Annotated in this window: 20 protein-coding genes; 14 read left to right on the top strand and 6 right to left on the bottom strand. The window is 65.5% G+C overall.

The features are described 5' to 3' along the window. Nucleotides 1-108: 108 nt before the first annotated feature. Nucleotides 109-1,281: an acetyl-CoA C-acetyltransferase gene (locus AB4Z37_RS03330; protein WP_441515275.1), complete on the bottom strand. Its 1,173-nt coding sequence runs from the start codon at nucleotides 1,279-1,281 to the stop codon at nucleotides 109-111. Nucleotides 1,282-1,453: 172 nt separating this feature from the next. Between AB4Z37_RS03330 and AB4Z37_RS03325 the strand changes: the two genes are divergently transcribed. The 9 genes from AB4Z37_RS03325 to AB4Z37_RS03285 all read left to right on the top strand — a co-directional run bounded on the left by AB4Z37_RS03325 (nucleotide 1,454) and on the right by AB4Z37_RS03285 (nucleotide 10,523). Further along, on the top strand, nucleotides 1,454-2,128 hold the full coding sequence (locus AB4Z37_RS03325; protein ID WP_441515753.1) for a TetR family transcriptional regulator: 675 nt from the start codon (nucleotides 1,454-1,456) through the stop codon (nucleotides 2,126-2,128). A gap of 73 nt (nucleotides 2,129-2,201) precedes the next feature. Then, entirely contained in the window at nucleotides 2,202-3,323 is a 1,122-nt protein-coding gene (locus AB4Z37_RS03320; RefSeq protein WP_441515274.1) for a CaiB/BaiF CoA transferase family protein, read from the top strand. A gap of 27 nt (nucleotides 3,324-3,350) precedes the next feature. After that, nucleotides 3,351-4,109: an SDR family NAD(P)-dependent oxidoreductase gene (locus tag AB4Z37_RS03315; protein ID WP_441515273.1), complete on the top strand. Its 759-nt coding sequence runs from the start codon at nucleotides 3,351-3,353 to the stop codon at nucleotides 4,107-4,109. Between the two features lie 11 nt (nucleotides 4,110-4,120). After that, entirely contained in the window at nucleotides 4,121-4,930 is an 810-nt protein-coding gene (locus tag AB4Z37_RS03310) for an enoyl-CoA hydratase/isomerase family protein (RefSeq protein WP_441515272.1), read from the top strand. A gap of 61 nt (nucleotides 4,931-4,991) precedes the next feature. Beyond that, entirely contained in the window at nucleotides 4,992-6,866 is a 1,875-nt protein-coding gene (locus AB4Z37_RS03305) for an AMP-binding protein (RefSeq protein WP_441515271.1), read from the top strand. 51 nt (nucleotides 6,867-6,917) lie between these two features. Further along, the gene (locus tag AB4Z37_RS03300; RefSeq protein WP_441515270.1) at nucleotides 6,918-8,045 is read left to right on the top strand and encodes an acyl-CoA dehydrogenase family protein; all 1,128 of its coding nucleotides are present in this window, start codon (nucleotides 6,918-6,920) and stop codon (nucleotides 8,043-8,045) included. A 20-nt stretch (nucleotides 8,046-8,065) separates the two neighbouring features. Then, on the top strand, nucleotides 8,066-9,310 hold the full coding sequence (locus tag AB4Z37_RS03295) for an acyl-CoA dehydrogenase (RefSeq protein WP_441515269.1): 1,245 nt from the start codon (nucleotides 8,066-8,068) through the stop codon (nucleotides 9,308-9,310). A gap of 18 nt (nucleotides 9,311-9,328) precedes the next feature. After that, nucleotides 9,329-10,030, top strand: a complete 702-nt coding sequence (locus AB4Z37_RS03290; protein ID WP_441515268.1) for a nitroreductase — start codon at nucleotides 9,329-9,331, stop codon at nucleotides 10,028-10,030. A 100-nt stretch (nucleotides 10,031-10,130) separates the two neighbouring features. Then, entirely contained in the window at nucleotides 10,131-10,523 is a 393-nt protein-coding gene (locus tag AB4Z37_RS03285) for a hypothetical protein (RefSeq protein ID WP_441515267.1), read from the top strand. Nucleotides 10,524-10,538: 15 nt separating this feature from the next. On the opposite strand, the gene AB4Z37_RS03280 is transcribed toward AB4Z37_RS03285, so the two are convergent. Together AB4Z37_RS03280 and AB4Z37_RS03275 are read right to left on the bottom strand one after the other, a co-directional pair. After that, the gene (locus tag AB4Z37_RS03280) at nucleotides 10,539-10,850 is read right to left on the bottom strand and encodes a YkgJ family cysteine cluster protein (protein WP_441515266.1); all 312 of its coding nucleotides are present in this window, start codon (nucleotides 10,848-10,850) and stop codon (nucleotides 10,539-10,541) included. Further along, the gene (locus AB4Z37_RS03275; protein ID WP_441515265.1) at nucleotides 10,847-11,551 is read right to left on the bottom strand and encodes a helix-turn-helix transcriptional regulator; all 705 of its coding nucleotides are present in this window, start codon (nucleotides 11,549-11,551) and stop codon (nucleotides 10,847-10,849) included. Before AB4Z37_RS03275 ends, AB4Z37_RS03280 begins: the two co-directional genes overlap by 4 nt. An 87-nt stretch (nucleotides 11,552-11,638) precedes the next feature. Here AB4Z37_RS03275 and AB4Z37_RS03270 point away from each other — a divergent pair, with 87 nt between their 5' ends. Next, nucleotides 11,639-12,364: a glutathione S-transferase family protein gene (locus tag AB4Z37_RS03270; protein WP_441515264.1), complete on the top strand. Its 726-nt coding sequence runs from the start codon at nucleotides 11,639-11,641 to the stop codon at nucleotides 12,362-12,364. Between the two features lie 10 nt (nucleotides 12,365-12,374). On the opposite strand, the gene AB4Z37_RS03265 is transcribed toward AB4Z37_RS03270, so the two are convergent. Then, a complete protein-coding gene (locus AB4Z37_RS03265; RefSeq protein ID WP_441515263.1) occupies nucleotides 12,375-13,037 on the bottom strand; it encodes a pyridoxamine 5'-phosphate oxidase family protein in 663 nt (220 codons plus the stop codon). A gap of 104 nt (nucleotides 13,038-13,141) precedes the next feature. Between AB4Z37_RS03265 and AB4Z37_RS03260 the strand changes: the two genes are divergently transcribed. Next, nucleotides 13,142-14,041 (top strand): LysR family transcriptional regulator, encoded by a 900-nt coding sequence (locus tag AB4Z37_RS03260; protein WP_441515262.1) that lies wholly within the window; start codon nucleotides 13,142-13,144, stop codon nucleotides 14,039-14,041. On the opposite strand, the gene AB4Z37_RS03255 is transcribed toward AB4Z37_RS03260, so the two are convergent. Beyond that, nucleotides 14,038-14,466 carry a PaaI family thioesterase gene (locus AB4Z37_RS03255; protein ID WP_441515261.1) on the bottom strand — a complete coding sequence of 143 codons (429 nt, stop codon included), beginning with the start codon at nucleotides 14,464-14,466 and terminating at the stop codon, nucleotides 14,038-14,040. The two genes, AB4Z37_RS03260 and AB4Z37_RS03255, sit on opposite strands and share 4 nt — an antisense overlap. A gap of 68 nt (nucleotides 14,467-14,534) precedes the next feature. On the opposite strand from AB4Z37_RS03255, the gene AB4Z37_RS03250 reads away from it, so the two are divergent. Next, nucleotides 14,535-15,113 carry a TetR/AcrR family transcriptional regulator gene (locus tag AB4Z37_RS03250; protein WP_441515260.1) on the top strand — a complete coding sequence of 193 codons (579 nt, stop codon included), beginning with the start codon at nucleotides 14,535-14,537 and terminating at the stop codon, nucleotides 15,111-15,113. 15 nt (nucleotides 15,114-15,128) lie between these two features. Here AB4Z37_RS03250 and pobA read toward each other — a convergent pair whose 3' ends face one another. Next, a complete protein-coding gene (gene pobA, locus AB4Z37_RS03245) occupies nucleotides 15,129-16,301 on the bottom strand; it encodes a 4-hydroxybenzoate 3-monooxygenase (RefSeq protein ID WP_441515259.1) in 1,173 nt (390 codons plus the stop codon). Nucleotides 16,302-16,648: 347 nt separating this feature from the next. Here pobA and AB4Z37_RS03240 point away from each other — a divergent pair, with 347 nt between their 5' ends. Both AB4Z37_RS03240 and AB4Z37_RS03235 read left to right on the top strand, forming a co-directional pair. Then, entirely contained in the window at nucleotides 16,649-17,671 is a 1,023-nt protein-coding gene (locus AB4Z37_RS03240; RefSeq protein WP_441515258.1) for a TRAP transporter substrate-binding protein, read from the top strand. Between the two features lie 168 nt (nucleotides 17,672-17,839). Beyond that, the gene (locus AB4Z37_RS03235) at nucleotides 17,840-18,391 is read left to right on the top strand and encodes a TRAP transporter small permease (protein WP_441515257.1); all 552 of its coding nucleotides are present in this window, start codon (nucleotides 17,840-17,842) and stop codon (nucleotides 18,389-18,391) included. Nucleotides 18,392-18,552: the final 161 nt, after the last annotated feature.

The following is an 18,552-nucleotide window of genomic DNA, read 5'->3' as shown; positions in this document are numbered from 1 at the left end:
TTTCCTGGCGTTTCCTGGAAGATCCGGCGGCTTCTGCCGCTCATTGGCGCGTGGTCTTGGTCGTAAACAAAAAGGGCGGGTCTTTCGACCCGCCCTTGTCGATCAGGCTCAGAGCCGCTCGACGATGGTGACGTTGGCCATGCCGCCGCCCTCGCACATGGTCTGCAATCCATAGCGCTTGTTGCGCTGCTTCAGCGCATGCAACAGCGTGGTCATCAACTTGGTGCCCGAACCGCCGAGCGGATGTCCCAGCGCGATGGCGCCGCCGTTGACATTGAGCCTGGCGGGATCGGCACCGGTGTCCTTGAGCCATGCGGTCGGCACCGAGGCGAAGGCCTCGTTGACCTCGAACAGGTCGATGTCGTCGATGCTCATGCCGGCCTTCTTCAGCGCCCGGTGGGTCGCCGGCAGCGGTGCCTCGAGCATGATCACCGGATCGTGGCCGATCATGGTCATGTGATGAATGCGCGCCATCGGCTGCACGCCGAGCGCCTTGAGGCCCTTTTCGTTGACCACCATCACGCCGGAGGCGCCATCGCAGATCTGGCTGGCGCTGGCGGCGGTCAGCCGGCCGCCCTCGGTGATCAGCTTGACGCCGCGGATGCCGTCGAGCGTGGCGTCGAAACGGATGCCCTCGTCGATGTGGTGGATGTCGGTCGAGCCGTCGGTGCGGGTGATGGAGACCGGCACGATCTCGTCTCTGAAGGCGCCGGCCTGCGTCGCTGCGATCGCGCGCTGATGGCTCTGGTAGGAGTACTGATCGAGGGCTTCCTTATCCAGGTCGTACTTCTTCGCCATCATCTCGGCGCCGGTGAACTGGCTGAACTGGATGTTGGGATAGCGCTGCTCCATGTTCGGGCTCTTGTAATGCCCGAAGCCGTTCTTCGCCGGCAGTGTCGAGGCGAGGCCCATCGGTACGCGCGTCATGCTCTCGACGCCGGCGGCGATCACGACATCCATCGAGCCGGACATCACCGCCTGGGCCGCGAAATGCAGCGCCTGCTGCGATGACCCGCATTGCCGGTCGATCGATGTGCCCGGCACGCTCTCCGGCAGCCTGGATGCCATGATGGCGTTGCGGGCGATATTGTTGGATTGCTCACCAGCCTGCATCACGCATCCCATGATGACGTCTTCAACCTGCGCCGGATCCGCGCCGCTGCGTTCGACCAGGGCGTCGAGCACGACGGCCGCGAGATCGGCGGGATGCCAGCCTGCAAGGCGGCCTCCCTTTCGTCCGCCGGCGGTGCGGGCGGCTGCAACGATGTAGGCCTCGGCCATTCTTCTTCTCCCTGGTTGACGGGTTCTGGTTGGTTGGCCGGATTAAAAAGACGAGGCTGGACTTAGTCAATCAATCAATTAACTTGTCGGCGCGGAGAATGCTGTCTGCGACGGACGACATTCCACGAAGCGCAAAATGCATCTGCTTGTACGTGAAGAGATGGAACCGCGAATGGCACCGGGTGTGACGACCGACGCTTCGGCCAGACCGCAGCCCTCGCGGAATGCGACGGCAGAAAAGCTGCTCGATGCGGTCAGTGATCTGATGATCGAGCGCAATTCCACCGACGTGTCGCTCAGTGACCTTGCCCAAAGGTCGGGGGTAAACGCCGCGCTGGTCAAATATCACTACGGCAACAAGGAAGGCCTGTTGCTGGCTTTGCTGGCGCGCGATGCGGAGGTTCAGGTCTCTCACCTGGAATATCTGCTGCAGCAGCCGATCTCGCCGACGGAGAAGCTGAAGCTTCACATCGCCGGCATCATCAATGCCTATTATCGCTTTCCCTATATGAATCGCCTGCTGCATCTGCTGTTGCACGACAGCACGGAAAAGGCTGCTCAGTCGGTGTCCCATTTTTTTGTCAAGCCGCTGCTTGATTTCCAGCGGCGGCTGCTCGACGAAGGAGTTGCGGCGGGAGAGTTCAAGCCGGTCGATCCGGTGTTCTTCTACACCCACCTGATCGGTGCCTGTGATCACCTGTTTCATGGGCGCCATGCGATGTCTCGCGCGGCCGGGGTCGGCGAGGTGACCGACGAGGTGCGGCGGCAGTATATCGATCACATGATCGACGCGCTGCTGGGCGGCATGCTGCAGCCGGAGCGGCGGCGCGCCGCGGCAAGGAACTAAGGAACTGGCGCCGGCAAGGTCGCGTGCAACGACAACAAGCCGAGCGGCAGGAAAATGAGGCGGGAGGTATCGAGTGAGCAGGACGAGCGCGGCATCCGGGCCGCTGACGGGCGTGCGGGTGGTCGAATTTGCCGGTATCGGCCCTGGGCCGTTCGCGGCGATGATGCTGTCGGACATGGGCGCGGATGTCGTTTCGGTCGTGCGCCGCGGCGCCGGCAAGCGTGACGACCGCGACTTTGTCAACCGCGGACGGCGGATCGTCGAACTCGACCTCAAGGCACCTGGTGACGTCGCACATGCGCTCGATCTGATCGCCCAAGCCGATGTGTTGCTGGAGGGGTTCCGCCCGCAGGTGATGGAGCGGCTCGGGCTCGGTCCTGACGAGACACTGAAGCGCAATCCGCGACTGGTCTACGGCCGCATGACGGGCTGGGGCCAGGAGGGGCCGCTCGCTCAGGCCGCCGGCCACGACATCAATTACATTGCCATCACCGGCGCGCTGGATTCGTTCCGAGCATCCAATGGCGAGGCGGTGTCACCGCTGAATCTCGTCGGCGACTATGGTGGCGGCGCGCTGTTCCTGGTGGTCGGCGTGCTGGCCGCGGTCATCGAAGCGCGTGCCTCCGGCAAGGGCCAGGTCGTGGATGTGGCGATGTGCGATGGCGTGTCGCTGATGCTGTCCATGTTCCACAGCATGCATGCGTTGAAGCGCTGGACCGAGCAACCGCGGACCAACATGCTGGACGGCGGCGCTCACTTCTATCGCCCCTATGAGTGCGCCGACGGCCGCTTCATCTCCATCGGCGCCATCGAGCCGCAGTTCTATGCCGAGTTGCGCAAGCTGGCGGGGCTGACCGATCCGGCATTCGACGCGCAGATGGACCGCAGCCGCTGGCCGGAGCTGCAGGACAAGCTCGCCGCCGTTTTCAAGACCAAGACATGCGACGAATGGTGCGCGCTTCTGGAAGGCACCGACGCCTGCGCCGCGGCGGTGGTCGGCCTGTTCGAGGCGTCATCGCATCCGCATCTTGCGGCGCGGCGCACCTTCGTCGAACATGCCGGCAACCTGCAGCCGGCGCCGGCTCCGCGCTTCTCCCGGACGAGATCAGCCATCCAGGGGCCGGCCGCGGTACCGCCGACCTCAATTCCCGACATCCTTGCCGCCTGGTCCGATCGGCGGCAGGCCGCTTCGTAAAATCCAACCCGACAGAAAGGCACTATCATGGATCTGAAAGACGTAGCCGTCATCGTCACCGGCGGTGGCTCGGGGCTCGGCGCTGCCACGGCACGCGCCTTGGCCGCCAAGGGCGCCAAGGTGGCCGTGCTCGACGTCAACAAGGAGAACGCGGAGAAGGTCGCCGCCGAGCTCAAGGGCGTGGCGCTGGTCGGCGACGTCGCCGAAGAGAACGACGTCAAGGCGGCGCTGGCCAAGGCCGAGGCGGCCCATGGTGTGGCGCGCGTGCTGGTGAACTGCGCCGGCATCGGCGGCGCGGCCAAGACCGTCGGCAAGAACGGTCCCTATCCGCTCGACCAGTTCTCGCGCGTGATCCGCGTCAACCTGATCGGCACCTTCAACTGCATCCGCCTGACGGCGGAGCGCATGCAGTCGCTGTCGCCGATCGGCGAGGAACGCGGCGTTATCATCAACACCGCGAGCGTCGCGGCGTTCGACGGACAGATCGGCCAGGCGGCGTACTCGGCCTCGAAGGGGGGCATCGTCGGTCTCACCCTGCCGGTGGCGCGCGACCTCTCCAGCCTGCTGATCCGCGTCAACACCATCGCGCCGGGCCTGTTCCTCACCCCGCTGCTGATGGGCCTCAGCGAAGAAGCCCGCGAGAGTCTCGGCAAGCAGGTGCCTCATCCGGCCCGCCTCGGCAAGCCGGAGGAGTATGGTGCGCTCGCCGTGCACATCGTTGAGAACTCGATGCTCAACGGCGAGACCATCCGCCTCGACGGCGCCATCCGCATGGCGCCGAAGTAAGAGCGAAACGCATGACCGACGCGCCGCTGCTCGTCACGCATGCCGACGGAGTGGACCGGGTGATGCTCAATCGCCCGGACAGCCTCAACGCGCTGGACACCGCGATGGTGGACGCGCTGAGTGGCTATTTCGCCGGACTTGCGCGCAACGAGCAGACGCGCGTCGTCGTGCTGTCGGGGGCGGGCCGGGCGTTCTGCGCCGGGCTTGACCTCAAGGAGGCGATACAGCGCCGGCCGGCCGGCGCGCCGCCGGCAAGCGTGGCGGAAGCGCTGGCGCACCAGCGCAGCATCGCCGACATCGTCATGCTGATGCGGCGCTGTCCGCAGCCGATCATTGCGCTGGTGCAGGGCGCGGCGTCCGGCGGCGGCTTTGCGCTGGCGCTCGCCGCCGACATCCGTATCGCAGCGACATCGGCGCGGATGAACTGCGCCTTCATTCGCCTCGGCCTCGGCGGTTGCGACATCGGCACCAGCTATTTCCTGCCGCGTCTCGTCGGCGTCTCTGTGGCCTCGGAGCTGATCCTGACTGGCCGGTTCATCGGCGCCGAGCGGGCGCTGGCAGTCGGCCTCGTGTCCGAGGTGGTCGCGGACGATGCGCTGGAGGCTGCCGCGGCGCCTTATGTCGAGGCCATGCTGGCGGCCTCGCCGCTCGGCCTGCGGCTCTCCAAGGAATGCCTCAACATGAGCGTCGACGCCGCCTCGCTCGAGGCGGTCGTCGCGATGGAAGACCGCAACCAGGTGCTGACCAGCCGGTCGGAAGATTTCAAGGAGGGCATCCGCGCCTTCCTGGAGAAGAGGAAGCCCGTCTATCGCAACATGTAAGGCCCGATAAGCACGACAGCCTCGATGAACGAGGGCAGTGGGCCGGATCCGGGGAGGACCGATGGAAACCATGACTGCGGCGGCGCTGCAAAAGCCCGCCTTCCGCAAGATCAACTGGATGAAGCGGGACATCGCCGTCGAGCGACGGCCTGACGGCGTGATCGTCCTGAAGTCCCGTGTGCCGCTGCAGCCCTATGCGCGGTACATTCCGGAAGCACTTGCGCGGTGGGCCAAGGAGCGCCCCGACCATGTCTGGCTCGCGCAGCGCCGCGGCCCCGAGCGGCAGTGGCTGAAGGTGTCCTATGGCGAAGCCAAGCGCACCGTCGATGGGCTGACCCAGGCCCTGCTCGACCTGAACGTCACCGGCGAGCGGCCGGTCGCCATTCTCAGCGGCAACTCGATCGAGCATGCCCTGATGACCCAGGCGGCGATGCAGGCGCGCATTCCGGCGGCGCCGGTCTCGCCCGCCTATTCGCTGATGAGCCAGGACCACGCCAAGCTCAAATACATCTTCGACCTGATCCGTCCGGCGGTGGTGATGGTGCAGGACGGTCCAATGTTCGAGAAGGCGCTGGCAGCGCTCGATCTCGACGGCGTGACCGTGGTGCATGTGCAGCGGCCGCCGGCCGCCGTGCCGAGCCTCGCCTATGCCGACCTCGCCGCGACGCCGGTGACGGCGGCGGTGGAGGCCTCGATCGCACGGATCACGCCGCAGACGATCGGCAAGCTGCTGTTCACCTCCGGCTCGACCGGTATGCCCAAGGCGGTCATCAACACCCAGCAGATGATGTGTGCCAATGCGGCGATGATGATGCAGACACGGCCGCGCGATCCCGATAGCGTCGATTCGGTGTTTCTCGACTGGATGCCGTGGAATCACACCATGGGCGGCAATGCCCTGTTCAATCCGGTGCTGATCGAGGGCGGCACGCTCTACATCGACGATGGCCGCCCGGTCCCCGGGCAGTTCGACGAGACGCTGCGCAACCTGCGCGAGGTTTCGCCGACCTATTATGCCAACGTTCCGGCCGGCTATGCCGCGCTCGCCTCCGCCATGGAAAAGGACGACGAGCTGTGCCGTGGCTTCTTCAGGAAACTCGGCCTGATGGCCTATGGCGGCGCGCGGCTGCCCGACGATCTCTATGACCGCATGCAGGCGTTGGCGGTGCGCACCACCGGCGAGCGTATCGTGTTCTACACCGGCTGGGGGGCGACCGAGACGGCGCCGACGGCGACCGGCACTTACTGGGACACCGAGCGCGTCGGATTGATCGGCCTGCCGTTCCCCGGCGTCGAGCTCAAGCTCGTGCCGGTCGGGCCGAAATACGAACTGCGGCTGCGCGGCGTCAACGTCACGCCCGGCTACTTCGGTCGCCCCGATCTGACGGCGGCCGCGTTCGACGACGAGGGCTTCTACTGCATCGGCGACGCCGCGGTGTTCGTCGATCCGGACGATCCGGTTCAGGGCCTGATCTTCTCCGGCCGCATTGTCGAGGACTTCAAGCTGACGACAGGCACTTTTGTCCAGGTCGGCGCGCTACGCACCGATGCCATCGCGGCGGCGTCGCCGGTGGTGCAGGACGCGCTGGTTACGGGGCAGGACCGTGATGCGATCGGTCTCTTGATCTGGCCGAACCTCGACGCCTGCCGCCGGCTGATCGGCGACATGACGGCGACCATGGACAGCGTCATCGCTCATCCCGCCGTGATCGCCCGCGTGCGCGACGGCCTGCAGGCGCACAACACCGCGGTCAACTGTGCCAGCAGCCTGCGCATCGCCCGCGCCATGCTGATGGCTGAGCCGCCGTCGATCGACGGCAATGAACTGACCGACAAGGGCTACATCAACCAGCGAGCTGGCCTCGAACGCCGCGCCGCGCTGGTCGAGCGGCTCTATGCCGATCCGCCCGCCGCCGACGTCTTGGTGATCTCCTGACGGCATCGTTTCCTTTCATTCTCGAGAACAAGAGCAAGCAAAGGCCAGACCATGAATTTCGATTTCTCCGACGAACAGAAGCAGTTGCGGGATGAAGCACGGCGCTACCTCGCCGAGCATTCCTCCCCCAAGGCGGTGCGGGCCGTCCTCGAGGGTGGGGCTCCTTTCGATCGCGCCCTGTGGAAGGGGCTTGCTGGCATGGGGTTCCTCGGCGTCGCCATTCCCGAGGAGTTCGGCGGATCCGGTGCCGGTCATCTCGAACTCTGCGTGATCGCCGAGGAGATGGGCCGGGCGCTCGCGCCGGTGCCGTTCTCGTCGTCGATCTATCTCGCGGCGGAAGCGATCATGCTCGCCGGCAGCGACGAGCAGAAGCGGCGCCTGCTGCCGGGGATCTCGTCGGGCGACACCATCGGCACGCTGGCGCTGTTCGAGGGGCCGGGCAATCCGTCGCCGAAGGCGATCAAGGCGAGCGTCAGCAACGGCCAGCTCAGCGGCAGGAAGATTCCGGTGGCCGATGGCGACATCGCCGACATCGCGGTGGTGGCGGCACGCACCGCGGCGAGTGGCCGCGAGACGGATATCGGGTTGTTCATCGTCGATCTCACGGGTAAAGGCGTCACGCGCAAGAGCCTGGCGAACGTCGATCCCAGCCGCAACCAGGCCGAGATCGTGTTCGAGAACTGCCCTGCGGAGCCGCTCGGCGCGGCCGGCGAGGGCTGGAGCGTGCTGACGCGGGTGCTCGATCGCGCCGCGGTGCTGATGGCCTTCGAGCAGGTCGGCGGCGCCGACCGCGCGCTCGAAATGGGGCGCGACTATGCGCTCGACCGGATTGCCTTCGGACGGCCGATCGGCTCGTTCCAGGCGGTCAAGCACCTCCTCGCCGACATGTATGTGTCGGCGACGCTGGCGCGCTCCAACGCCTATTATGGCGCATGGGCGCTCTCGACCAACGCAGCGGAACTGCCGGAGGCGGCAGCGACGGCACGCATCAGCGCGACACAGGCGTTCCAGCACTGTTCGAAGAACAACATCCAGGTTCACGGCGGCATGGGCTTCACCTGGGAGTTCGACTGCCATCTCTACTACCGGCGCTCCAACGCGCTGGCGCTCGCGCTCGGCAGCCAGTCCCATTGGGAAGACCTGCTGATCGACCGCATGCGCAGCCGCAACGCCGCCTGAGATAATCGAGGATCACGACCATGAATTTCGACGACACCCCGCAAGAAGCCGCATTCCGCAAGCTGGCGCGCGACTGGATCGCAGCCAACGCCCCCAAGGAGCTCGAGGCCGAGCTGTCGCGTCCGTCGGTCGGCCGCATCGCGCTGGAACGTGGCAACATCATCGAGGCCTCCAAGGCCTGGCAGAAGAAGAAGGCCGAGGGCGGCTGGGCCTGCCTGCACTGGCCGAAGGAATATGGCGGTCGCGGCGCCTCGCCAATCGAGCGCGTGATCTGGCAACAGGAGGAGGGCGTCTACGACAAGCTCGCCGGCGTCTTCCTGATCGGCCAGGGCATGTGCGGCCCGACCATGATGACCTATGCCAGCGAAGCGCAGAAGCAGCACTATCTGCCCAAGCTTGCCTCCGGTGAGCATATCTGGTGCCAGTTGTTCTCCGAACCGTCCGCAGGCTCCGACGTTGCGGGGTTGCGCACCCGGGCGGAGCGGCAGGGCGACGACTGGATCATCAATGGCCAGAAGATCTGGACCAGCGGCGCGCACTATTCCGACTACGGCATTCTGATCACGCGCACTGATCCGTCGCAGCCCAAGCACAAGGGACTGACCATGTTCTTCCTGGACATGAAGAGCCCAGGCGTCGAGGTGCGGCCGATCAAGCAGGCCAACGGCCAGCAGGAGTTCAACGAGGTTTACTTCACCAACGTCCGCATTCCCGATGCCCAGCGGCTCGGTGCCGTCAACGACGGCTGGAACGTGTCGCTGACCACGCTGATGAACGAACGGATGTCGATCGGCGCGCGGGGCGCCACCGGATTTGCGGAGATGTTCGCGTTCTGCAGCAACCTGATGCTGGAGGACGGGCCGGCGCTGGACGACCGCGCCGTGCGCTCCAAGCTCGCCAACTGGGCGGTGCGCAACAGCGGCCTGAAATACACCAGCTACCGCTCGATCTCGGCGCTGTCGCGCGGCGAGCGGCCGGGGCCGGAAAATTCGATCGGCAAGCTGGTGGCCGGCTCCATGCTGCAGGATATTGCCGCCTATGCCGCCGACCTGCAGGGTGCGGCAGGCGTACTGACCGATCCGAAAGTCGCGGAAGCCGCCGGCCAGTTCCAGTCGATGCTGCTGCGCTCGCCATCCGACCGCATCGCCGGCGGTACCGACGAGATTCTGCGCAACATCATCGCCGAGCGCGTGCTTGGCCTGCCCGGCGACATTCGGGTCGACAAGGACGTGCCGTTCAACCAGATCCCGACCAAGGGCCGCTGAGCCGACCGAGGATTTCTCATGACGATATCAGCAACCGGGCGCATCGATACCATCGAGGCGCTGCTCGCCGAGCGCTATTCCTGCCGGGCTTTTCGCCCGGATGTGGTGCCGCGCGCGACGATCGAACGCATCCTGGCGGCGGCGCAGCGCACTGCTTCGTGGTGCAACAGCCAGCCCTGGCAGGTGATCGTCGCCAGCGGCGAGGCAGCGCGGCGCTTCAGCAATGCGATTCACGATGCGGCCAGCGCCTCGGCGTCGGCCCATGACGTGCACTCGGACTTTCCTTTCCCGCGGGAGTATCGCGGCGTCTATCTCGAGCGCCGGCGCGAGAGCGGGTTCCAGCTCTACAATGCACTCGGCATCACCCGCGGCGACAAAGAGGGCTATCGCCGCCAGTCGCTGCAGAACTTCAGGCTGTTCGGCGCGCCACATGTCGCGATCATCACGTCCGACGAAGCGCTCGGGGTCTATGGTGCGGTCGATTGCGGCGGCTATGTCAGCAATTTCCTGCTGGCGGCGCAGGCGCTTGGGGTCGCGACCATTCCGCAGGCCGCGCTCGCCGGCCACTCCGATATGGTGCGGCGGCATTTCGGCCTTGGCGACGACCGGCGCGTGGTGTGCGGCATCTCGTTCGGTTTTGCCGACGGAGAGCATGCGGCAAATAGCTACCGCACGAATCGGGCGTCGTTGCAGGACGCGGTGACCTTTCTCGAAAGCTGAAGACTTTATCAACACAATGCGGGAAAGACTGGTTCCCGCGTTCATTGGTTAACTGCTCATTAGCATCTCACATTGCATTCTCGGTACAGGAGAACTCGCAATGTGGTCTGGACGCGTCGCTTTTGAGAATGATGCCTGTCCCGTCGGCGATGATCTGCTGGGGCAGTTGTACCGGTCGAACGAAAACGGTCTGCCCGCTCTTGTGGCGTCGGTTTCGCCCGACATTCGCGCCATGCTCGCGCTCTACTGCTATCGCCGCAGCCATCTCCACGCCCTTGGCGTGGCAATCGCGGCGAGCTGCGATGAACGCGAGCTGTCGCAGTGGGGCGGCCGTGCCGGCACCACGCTGTTCGCGATCTCGCGGCAGGCGCCGATGGCAAGACCTGCCCCGTCCGGTCATCGCAAGTCGATCACGCTGTCGACGGCGCCGCTGAGTGCGTTGCCGGCGATGGACGATATCGATGACGAGGCCGAGGAACCGATCGTCGCCTGACCGGCGGATCGGCCGTCATCCGCCTGGCGGCAGGTCGGGAAGGCGGAACCTGCGCCGTGCCATCGTGCACTCGGGATCGCCGGGCTCGCAGGTCCGGCAGACTTCGGGCCTGACCGCATAGATCCCGCAGGCGGTGTGTTCGCCGATCTTGCCGGTCAGCGCGCAGCACCGGTCGCCTTCGCAGCGCATGCCCGACAACCGATCGTTGACGAGATGGGCGGGAATGAGATCGAGCGCGACGTCGTCCTCGATCGTGAACCGTGGCCAGTTCGCCGAATAGGCACAGCAGGCGCCGCAGGACTGGCAGGGGCTTGTGCCGTCGGTCATCGGTTGCCCTCCGGGTGCGGCGCGCGCGGCAGCGTCGCCATCCATCGTGCCCGCAGCGCAGCGCGGCGCTCGGGATATCTGTCATCGAGAAAATCAGCCTGCCGGATGCGGTCGATGCGGAAGCTGCGAAAGTCGCGCCGCAGCTCGCACCAGGCGATGAGGTGACGCACGGTGTCGAGATAGCCGATGGCGACCGGCCAGATGGTGCGTTCGCTGTCGCGCCCCTGCTCGTCGCGATAGTGCAGGTGGATCTTGCGACCGGCATGGACATGCGCCCGCAGTTGCACCACGTCGATTGTGTCCGTTGGTCCGTCCCATTGCGGCCGGGGGCGACTGGCCGGCTCCAGCACCAGCGGCTGCAACCGTTCCGGAACCGTCCCCGCGATCTTGGCGATCAGGTCGCGCGCAGCGGTCGCCAGCACCGGGTCGGCGCGGCCGGCGACCCATTGGGCGCCGAGCACGGCGGCCTCGATTTCGTTCGGTGTCAGCATCAGGGGCGGCAGGTCGTAGCCCTTGTCCAGCACATAGCCGGTTCCGGCCTCGCCGCGAATCGGCACGCGCTGCGCCATCAGGGTCGCGATGTCGCGATAGATCGTGCGCTTGGAGGTTTCGAGCTCCCCGGCGATGGCATCGGCCGTGATCGGGCGGCGGCTGCGGCGCAGCACCTGGATGATCTGGAACAGCCGGTCGGCGCGGCGCATCGATCCCTCGTGATCACTGCTGACAGAATGGTGGCAGCAGGGGGTAGCTAGAAAACGGCATCTTTTCAACGCGCAAGGATGCACGCCATGATCACGCTCTACGGTTTCGGCCCCGGTTTCGACCTCCCGGAAATCAGCCCCTATGTCACCAAGACCGAGGTGCAACTCAGGCTGGCAGGCCTTGCCTACGTCAAGCAGCAGGCGATGCCGGACAGCTCGCCCAAAGGCCAGCTCCCCTATATCGCGGACGGCGATGCCCGCGTCGCCGATTCCACCTTCATCCGCCTGCATCTCGAGCAGGCCCATGGGGTGGATCTCGATGCCGGGCTGGACGATCGCCAGCGCGCCGAGGCGTGGGCGCTCGAGCGCATGATCGAGAACCATTTCAACTGGGCGTCGGGCTATGCCCGCTGGATGCTGCCCGAGAATTTCGCCAAGGGGCCGGCCCGGTTTTTCGATGGTGCGCCCGAGGACATGCGCGAGGCGCTGTGTCGGGATGTTCAGGGGCGCGTCGGGGAAAACATGCGGAACGCTGGTCTCGCCCGTCATACGCCGGAGGAGATCGTCATGCTCGGCGTGCGCTCGCTGTCGGCCCTGTCGGTGATGCTCGGCGACAAGCCGTACCTGTTCGGCGATCGCCCGTGCGGCGTCGATGCCACGGCGTTCGCGGCGCTCGCCGGCCTGCTGACACCGTTCTTCGATTCGCCGCTGCGGCAGCAGGCGCTGCAGTTTCCCAATCTGCTGCGCTATGTCGATCGGATGATGGCGCAGGTCTATCCGGAGCACGACTGGCAGCCGCTGGCGGCCGCGTAACGATCCTGGCTCAGGTGCTCGGAGACGCCGTGGAAGCGGCGACAGGTGCAGCGGCGGCCAACTGGCTCTTCAGTGCCGCCACTTCCGTCTCCAGCTCGGCGATGCGTGCCTCGCGGACTGCGAGCACCTCCGCGACATCGGGCGCGTCGAACCGCTGCGGAATATGCTGCGGACAATTGGCGCTCCAGGCGCCGACCGTGAACACGATCACCTGTTCAGGACGCGCCTTGTAGCCCTCCGGCATCAACTGGCGCAGCAGGTCCGGGTTATCCTCGATCACGCGGGCCTCTCCCCAGATCTTGACGCGGCGGCGGTGCGCGTAATCGATCAGGAAGATGTAGGCCTTGGGATTGTCCTGCAGGTTGCCCTGCGTGATGTACTGTCGGTTGCCGCTGAAATCGGCGAACGCCAGCGTCTTGCGGTCGAGGATGCGGATGAACCCGGGCGGGCCGCCGCGGTGCTGGATATAGGGCTGGCCGTCGGCATTGGCGGTGGCGAAGAAGATGCTGATCTGCTCGGAGATGAAGGCGGCGAGGTCGTCGGTGATCTCGGTCTCCCAGCCGCCACTCTCTTCCTGATGCTGATAGGCCCGGCGCGAGCCCTTGCGGCTCTGGATCGCCTTCACGGTCGGGGTGAAGGCGATGTCGCTGGATATTGCGAAATTGCCGTCCATGTTCGCCTCCTGGCGTCGGTTCCTGCCTCCAAAATGGATAAAGTCCTCATTTGCTGCAATTCCCAGCATTGACACTAGATTATTGCCAAATATGAAATAAAAGCATGGACCGGATCGAAGCCATGGAAGCGTTTGTCGCGGTGGCGGACCTCAAGGGGTTCGCGCCGGCGGCACGCAAGCTGCGCCTGTCGCCCTCCGCGGTCACGCGGCTGGTGGCGGCGCTCGAGGAGCGCGTCGGGGCGAGGTTGCTGCAGCGCACCACCCGCTCGGTCGCGCTGACCGATATCGGCGAACATTATCTCGCCCGCGCGCGGCGGATTCTCGCCGACGTCGAGGAAGCGGAAGGGGCAGCGCGCGCCGAGCGCACCCGGCCGTCCGGGCATCTCGTGGTGTCGGCACCGCTGATGTTCGGGCGGCTGCATGTCAATCCGCTGATGTCCGAATATCTGCGGCGCTATCCCGACGTCACCGGCGAGCTGCGCCTGTCCGACCGCCCGGTCAACCTGATCGAGGAGGGCGTCGACGTCGCCGTGAGGATCGGGCATCTGCCGGATTCCAGCGTCGTGGCGAAGAACGTCGGCGACATGTACCGCGTCGTCGTCGCGTCACCGGAGTATCTCGCCCGCCGCGGCGAGCCGGCGTCACCGTCGGACTTGCGCGTGCATGACATCATCCAGTGTTCCGCGCTGCTGCCCTCGAACGAGTGGCGCTTCATGCAGGACGGACGGCCGCTCCGCGTCGCCATCGCGCCGCGTTACACCACCAACAGCGCCGAAGCCGGGGTCTGGCATGCCGAACAGGGCGGCGGGCTGACCATGGTGCTCGCCTATCAGGCGCTGGACGCGATCCGCGATGGCCGCCTGCGTCTCGTGCTGCGGCCGTTCGAGCTGCCGCCGCGTCCCATCCATCTGGTGTATCCGGCGTCGCGGCTGCTGTCCGCCAAGGTCCGCGCGTTCGTGGACCTCACGGTCGAGACCTGCGACTGGCGTTTCAGCGCGCGCTAAGCCGCGGCGCGCGCGGGCTTGAGCACCTTGAAGGTCGCGTTGCCGCGTGCGCACGGTGTGCCGTCGGCGGTGACGAGGCATTGCGCGAAGCAGATCGAGCCGCCGGCCTTGACGAAGTTGGTATCGACCTGCAGCCACTGGTCCAGTGCCGCCGCGCCGAGGAAATCGATGCCGAGGCTGATGGTGACGAGCGAGCCGGGATCGCGCAGCGCGAGCCCGCAACTCAGGCCCATGGCGTTGTCAGCCAGGGTCGCGATCAGCCCGCCGTGCACCAGTCCGCGTGAGTTGGTGTGGGCGGCTGCGAGGCGCAGACCGACGATGACAGCCGTGTCCGTTCGTTTGGAATAGATCGGCTCCCACGGCTCGGTCAGGGGACTTTGCCGGAAATGCCGGGCAAATCCCTCCGGCACGTCGCTGTCGTCCATCGACGCCTCCTTTTATTAATTAGACCAGTCTATATAATCGGAATATCGACGCAAGGGGAGAATCGGCGATGGGAGCCGCACCGAAGCACCGCGATGCCATCGTCGCCGCAGCCGCCACGCTGTTCCGCCGCCACGGCTTCGCCGCCACCGGCATCAACGAGATCGTCGCAGTCAGCGGCGCGCCGAAGGGCTCGCTCTATCACTATTTCCCCGGCGGCAAGGACGAGATCGGCGAGGCCGCGGTCCGTTTCGCCGCCGATCGCGTCACGGCGACGCTGCAACGGCTGTCCGCGGAAACCAATTCGGCGGCGGCGATGATCAAGGCCTATGGTGGCCTGCTGCGGGGCTGGATGGCGCAGTCGCGGTTTCGCGACGGCTGCCCGATCACCACCACGCTGCTGGAGACGGCGCCGGAGTCGGTGGCGTTGACCGCCGCGGGGCGCACGGCGTTCGAAGCGTGGACCGGCATCATCGCGAAGGCGCTGCTGCGCGACGGCTTTTCGCGGGCAGAGGCGCGCAAGCTTTCGGTGCTGGCGATTTCGGCGTTGGAAGGCGCCCTGATCCTGGCCCGCGTTCAGGGCGACGGTCAGGCGATCGCCGATGCGGTCGACATGCTGGCGAAGGCGATGAAGGCGCCGGCGGCCTAGCCGCCGGCGGAGAGATCAATACGGCAGGCCGACGTAGTTCTCCGACAGCGACGTCGTCGCGGCGCGCGAACTCACGAGGTAGTTGAGCTCGGCGATCTGGATGCGCGAGCTGAACTCGTCGGTGTCGTCGAAGCGGTGCAGCATCGAGGTCATCCACCACGAGAAGCGCTCGGCTTTCCACACCCGCGCCAGTGCGCGGGCGGAGTAGGCGTCGACGCCGGCACTGGACTTGTCGGTGTAGGCCTCGCGCAGCGCCTCGGCGAGATAGTGCACGTCGCTGGCGGCAAGGTTGAGGCCCTTGGCGCCGGTCGGCGGCACGATGTGGGCGGCGTCGCCGGCGAGGAACAGGCGGCCAAACCGCATCGGCTCTGCGACGAAGCTGCGCAGCGGCGCGATGCTCTTCTCGATCGACGGGCCGGTCACCAGGGCTTCCGCCGCTTCCGGATCGAGCCGGCGGCGCAACTCGTCCCAGAACTGGTCGTCCGACCAATTGTCGACATGGTCCTCGAGGCTGCACTGCACATAGTAGCGACTGCGGGTCAGCGAGCGCATCGAGCACAGCGCGAAGCCGCGCGCGTGGCGGGCGTAGATCAGTTCCGGCGACACAGGCGGGGTTTCGGACAGGACACCGAGCCATCCGAACGGATACACCCGCTCGAACTCCTTCAGGGCGGCGGCCGGCACGCTCTGGCGGCTGACGCCATGAAAGCCGTCGCAACCGGCGATGTAGTCGCAGGCGATCTCGTGGGTGACGCCGTCCTTGACGTAGGTCACACGCGGCGACGGCCCGTCGAAATCGAGCGGGGTGACCTGATCGGCGTTGTAGATGGTCTGACGTCCGGCCGCGACGCGGGCATCCATCAGATCGTGGGTCACCTCGGTCTGGCCATAGACGGTGACCGTCTTGCCGCCGGTGGCCTCCTTCATGTCGATGCGATGGCGGACACCGTCGAACAACAGCTCGATGCCATCGTGAATGAGGCCTTCGCGGTGCAGTCGCGCCGCGGCGCCGACATCCTCCAGCAGCCGCACGGTGCCTTGCTCGAGCACGCCGGCGCGAATGCGGCCAAGGATGTAGTCACGGTCCTTGCGTTCGACAATGATGTTGTCGACGCCGTATGTGTGGAGCAACTGGCCGAGCAGCAGGCCCGCCGGTCCGCTGCCGATGATCACAACCTGCGTGCGCAAGGCTTCGATCCTCCCGTTGGTGCTGATCCCATCCGCCGCCATTGCGACGGTCGCGCCATTCCGACCCATTCATTATACGATGCAACGACTGTTGAAAAGGTTGCTTAGGCAACTTTTTGTCGTCAGCCTGTCTGACGGCCATCATGACCCTCTGGCATCACCGGGGGCAAGGGAACCGGCCGTTGTGGCGGCGCGGCAACGTGGCGACTTGCAAAGCAGGGCTGACTAGATAACGTGTTAAGGAACGATCCGGGCAACCGGGCGCGACGATGTCGGACAGGAAGACCTGGGACAGAGTCTATCCTCGACAATCGTCTTGGATCATCATGTAGAGGGAGGGACGCCTGATGAAGAAAACAATGTTGGCGCTCGCGGTGGCGGCGGGGACGATGTCCGCGCTCAATCCTGCAATGGCGCAAGACAAGACCGTCAATCTCAAGATCTCGCTGTGGGTGCCGCCGGCGCATCCGCTGGTGCCGGCGACGCAGGCATGGGCCGCCGATCTCGATAAGGCCTCGGGCGGCACCATCAAGTCGACGGTGTTTCCTTCTGAGCAGCTTGGCAAGGCGTTCGACCACTACGACATGGCGCGCGACGGCATCGCCGACGTCACCTATGTCAACCCGGGCTATCAGCCGGGCCGCTTCCCGATCGTGGCCGCCGGCCAGATCCCGTTCACCTTCGGCGACGGCAAAAAGGGCACTCTGGCGCTCGACGAGTGGTACCGCAAATATGCGCCGACCGAGATGAAGGACACCAAGCTGTGCTTCGCCTTCATCCACGATCCCGGTTCGCTGCATGGCAAGAAGAAGATCGTGGTGCCGACCGATCTCAGCGGCGTGAAGGTGCGCCCGGCGCAGAGCACCATTGCCGAAATGGTCAAGCTGCTGGGCGGCACCAACGTGCAGGCATCGGCGCCGGAATCCCGTGATGCGCTGGAGCGCGGCGTTGCCGACGAAATTGCCTTCCCATGGGGTTCTATCTTCCTGTTCGGCATCGACAAGGTGGTGAAGTACCACATCGATACCCCGCTCTACACCACGGTGTTCACCTATAACGTCAATCTCAAGACCTATAATTCGATGTCGGACGCCCAGAAGAAGGTGTTCGACGATCACTGCTCACCGGAGTGGGCGGCGAAGGTGTCCGATCCCTGGACCGAGTTCGAGGCCAACGGCCGCGTCAAGATGCGAGCATTGCCAGGTCATGAGGTCTACAAGCTGACCGACGACCAGATCGCACAGTGGAAGACCGCGACACAGGTGCTGCGCGCGAGCTGGGCCGATGCGGTGAAAGCCGCCGGTGGCGATGCGGCCAAGATCCAGGCCGACCTCGACGCCGCCATCAAGAAGCACGACGCCGGGATCTGAGCCGGCACTGGACGAGACAGGCGGCGGCGCCAATCCGGCGCCGCCGCCTGCTTTCATATGACCAGGTCGTCCGTTCTGTGATTAAGTCGTGTCGTCCCGAGACCGTCAGCCTTCATTCTTATGCCTTTGTGCGGGGCGGCCGGTCTTGGATGATCTGGGAGAGCTGCGATGAGTGCACAACCGCAAGTCAACCAGGGTGGCACGCCGTCGGGCCGCAAGAGCCTGATGGACCGCTTCATCGACACGATCGAGCTGATCGCCGCCGCCTTTGTCGGCATCGTGGCGCTGAACACCTTCATTGCGATCTTCATGCGCAAGTTCTTTGCCGTGACGATCCCCGACTACTACGACTTCGGCCGGCTGCTGCTCGGCATCCTGATCTTCTGGGGCATTGCCGCGACCAGTTATCGCGGCTCCCACATTACCGTCGATCTCGTCTGGGCCAACGCCACCCCGCGCTACCAACGCCTGATCGACATCTTCGCGACACTGGTGCTGCTGTTCGTCGTGACGGTGCAGACCATCACGCTGTTCGACAAGGTCTATACCACCTATCAGGACCACGTCCTGACCTACGACCTGCGGTTGCCGAACTGGCCGTTCTTCGCGGTCGCCTGGATCGGTGACGTTTCGGCGGTGCTGCTGATCGCGATCCGGACCTATCGCCTGATCTTCCACCCCGAGGATATCCATGATGCCAAGATCAAGACGGCGGAGTGAGCAGCTGTGACTCCTGAAACCGTCGCCGTCCTCGGCTTCGTCACCCTGTTCGTTCTGATGCTGCTGCGCGTGCCGGTCGGCATGGCCATGGGCCTCGTCGGCGTCACCGGCTTCGGCTACCTGACTGGCTTTGGCCCGGCGCTCAAGCTCGTCGGCCAGAC

The organism is Bradyrhizobium sp. 2TAF24 (genome assembly GCF_052115025.1).
In the GTDB taxonomy this organism is placed as follows: Bacteria; Pseudomonadota; Alphaproteobacteria; order Rhizobiales; family Xanthobacteraceae; genus Bradyrhizobium_A.
The sequence above is the reverse complement of the archived record's forward strand: the minus strand, read 5'-3'. Positions and strand labels throughout refer to the sequence as shown.

Excerpts from the sequence above, each read along its gene's own strand:
- AB4Z37_RS03330 (WP_441515275.1), bottom strand. The coding sequence starts at position 1,281 with ATGGCCGAGGCCTACATCGTTGCAGCCGCCCGCACCGCCGGCGGACGA.
- AB4Z37_RS03295 (WP_441515269.1), top strand. The coding sequence starts at position 8,066 with ATGAATTTCGACGACACCCCGCAAGAAGCCGCATTCCGCAAGCTGGCG.
- AB4Z37_RS03270 (WP_441515264.1), top strand. The coding sequence starts at position 11,639 with ATGATCACGCTCTACGGTTTCGGCCCCGGTTTCGACCTCCCGGAAATC.
- AB4Z37_RS03255 (WP_441515261.1), bottom strand. The coding sequence starts at position 14,466 with ATGGACGACAGCGACGTGCCGGAGGGATTTGCCCGGCATTTCCGGCAA.
- AB4Z37_RS03300 (WP_441515270.1), top strand. The coding sequence starts at position 6,918 with ATGAATTTCGATTTCTCCGACGAACAGAAGCAGTTGCGGGATGAAGCA.
- AB4Z37_RS03235 (WP_441515257.1), top strand. The coding sequence starts at position 17,840 with ATGAGTGCACAACCGCAAGTCAACCAGGGTGGCACGCCGTCGGGCCGC.
- AB4Z37_RS03290 (WP_441515268.1), top strand. The coding sequence starts at position 9,329 with ATGACGATATCAGCAACCGGGCGCATCGATACCATCGAGGCGCTGCTC.
- AB4Z37_RS03240 (WP_441515258.1), top strand. The coding sequence starts at position 16,649 with ATGAAGAAAACAATGTTGGCGCTCGCGGTGGCGGCGGGGACGATGTCC.
- AB4Z37_RS03265 (WP_441515263.1), bottom strand. The coding sequence starts at position 13,037 with ATGGACGGCAATTTCGCAATATCCAGCGACATCGCCTTCACCCCGACC.
- AB4Z37_RS03315 (WP_441515273.1), top strand. The coding sequence starts at position 3,351 with ATGGATCTGAAAGACGTAGCCGTCATCGTCACCGGCGGTGGCTCGGGG.
- AB4Z37_RS03325 (WP_441515753.1), top strand. The coding sequence starts at position 1,454 with ATGGCACCGGGTGTGACGACCGACGCTTCGGCCAGACCGCAGCCCTCG.
- AB4Z37_RS03280 (WP_441515266.1), bottom strand. The coding sequence starts at position 10,850 with ATGACCGACGGCACAAGCCCCTGCCAGTCCTGCGGCGCCTGCTGTGCC.
- AB4Z37_RS03310 (WP_441515272.1), top strand. The coding sequence starts at position 4,121 with ATGACCGACGCGCCGCTGCTCGTCACGCATGCCGACGGAGTGGACCGG.
- AB4Z37_RS03275 (WP_441515265.1), bottom strand. The coding sequence starts at position 11,551 with ATGCGCCGCGCCGACCGGCTGTTCCAGATCATCCAGGTGCTGCGCCGC.
- AB4Z37_RS03305 (WP_441515271.1), top strand. The coding sequence starts at position 4,992 with ATGGAAACCATGACTGCGGCGGCGCTGCAAAAGCCCGCCTTCCGCAAG.
- AB4Z37_RS03260 (WP_441515262.1), top strand. The coding sequence starts at position 13,142 with ATGGACCGGATCGAAGCCATGGAAGCGTTTGTCGCGGTGGCGGACCTC.
- AB4Z37_RS03285 (WP_441515267.1), top strand. The coding sequence starts at position 10,131 with ATGTGGTCTGGACGCGTCGCTTTTGAGAATGATGCCTGTCCCGTCGGC.
- AB4Z37_RS03250 (WP_441515260.1), top strand. The coding sequence starts at position 14,535 with ATGGGAGCCGCACCGAAGCACCGCGATGCCATCGTCGCCGCAGCCGCC.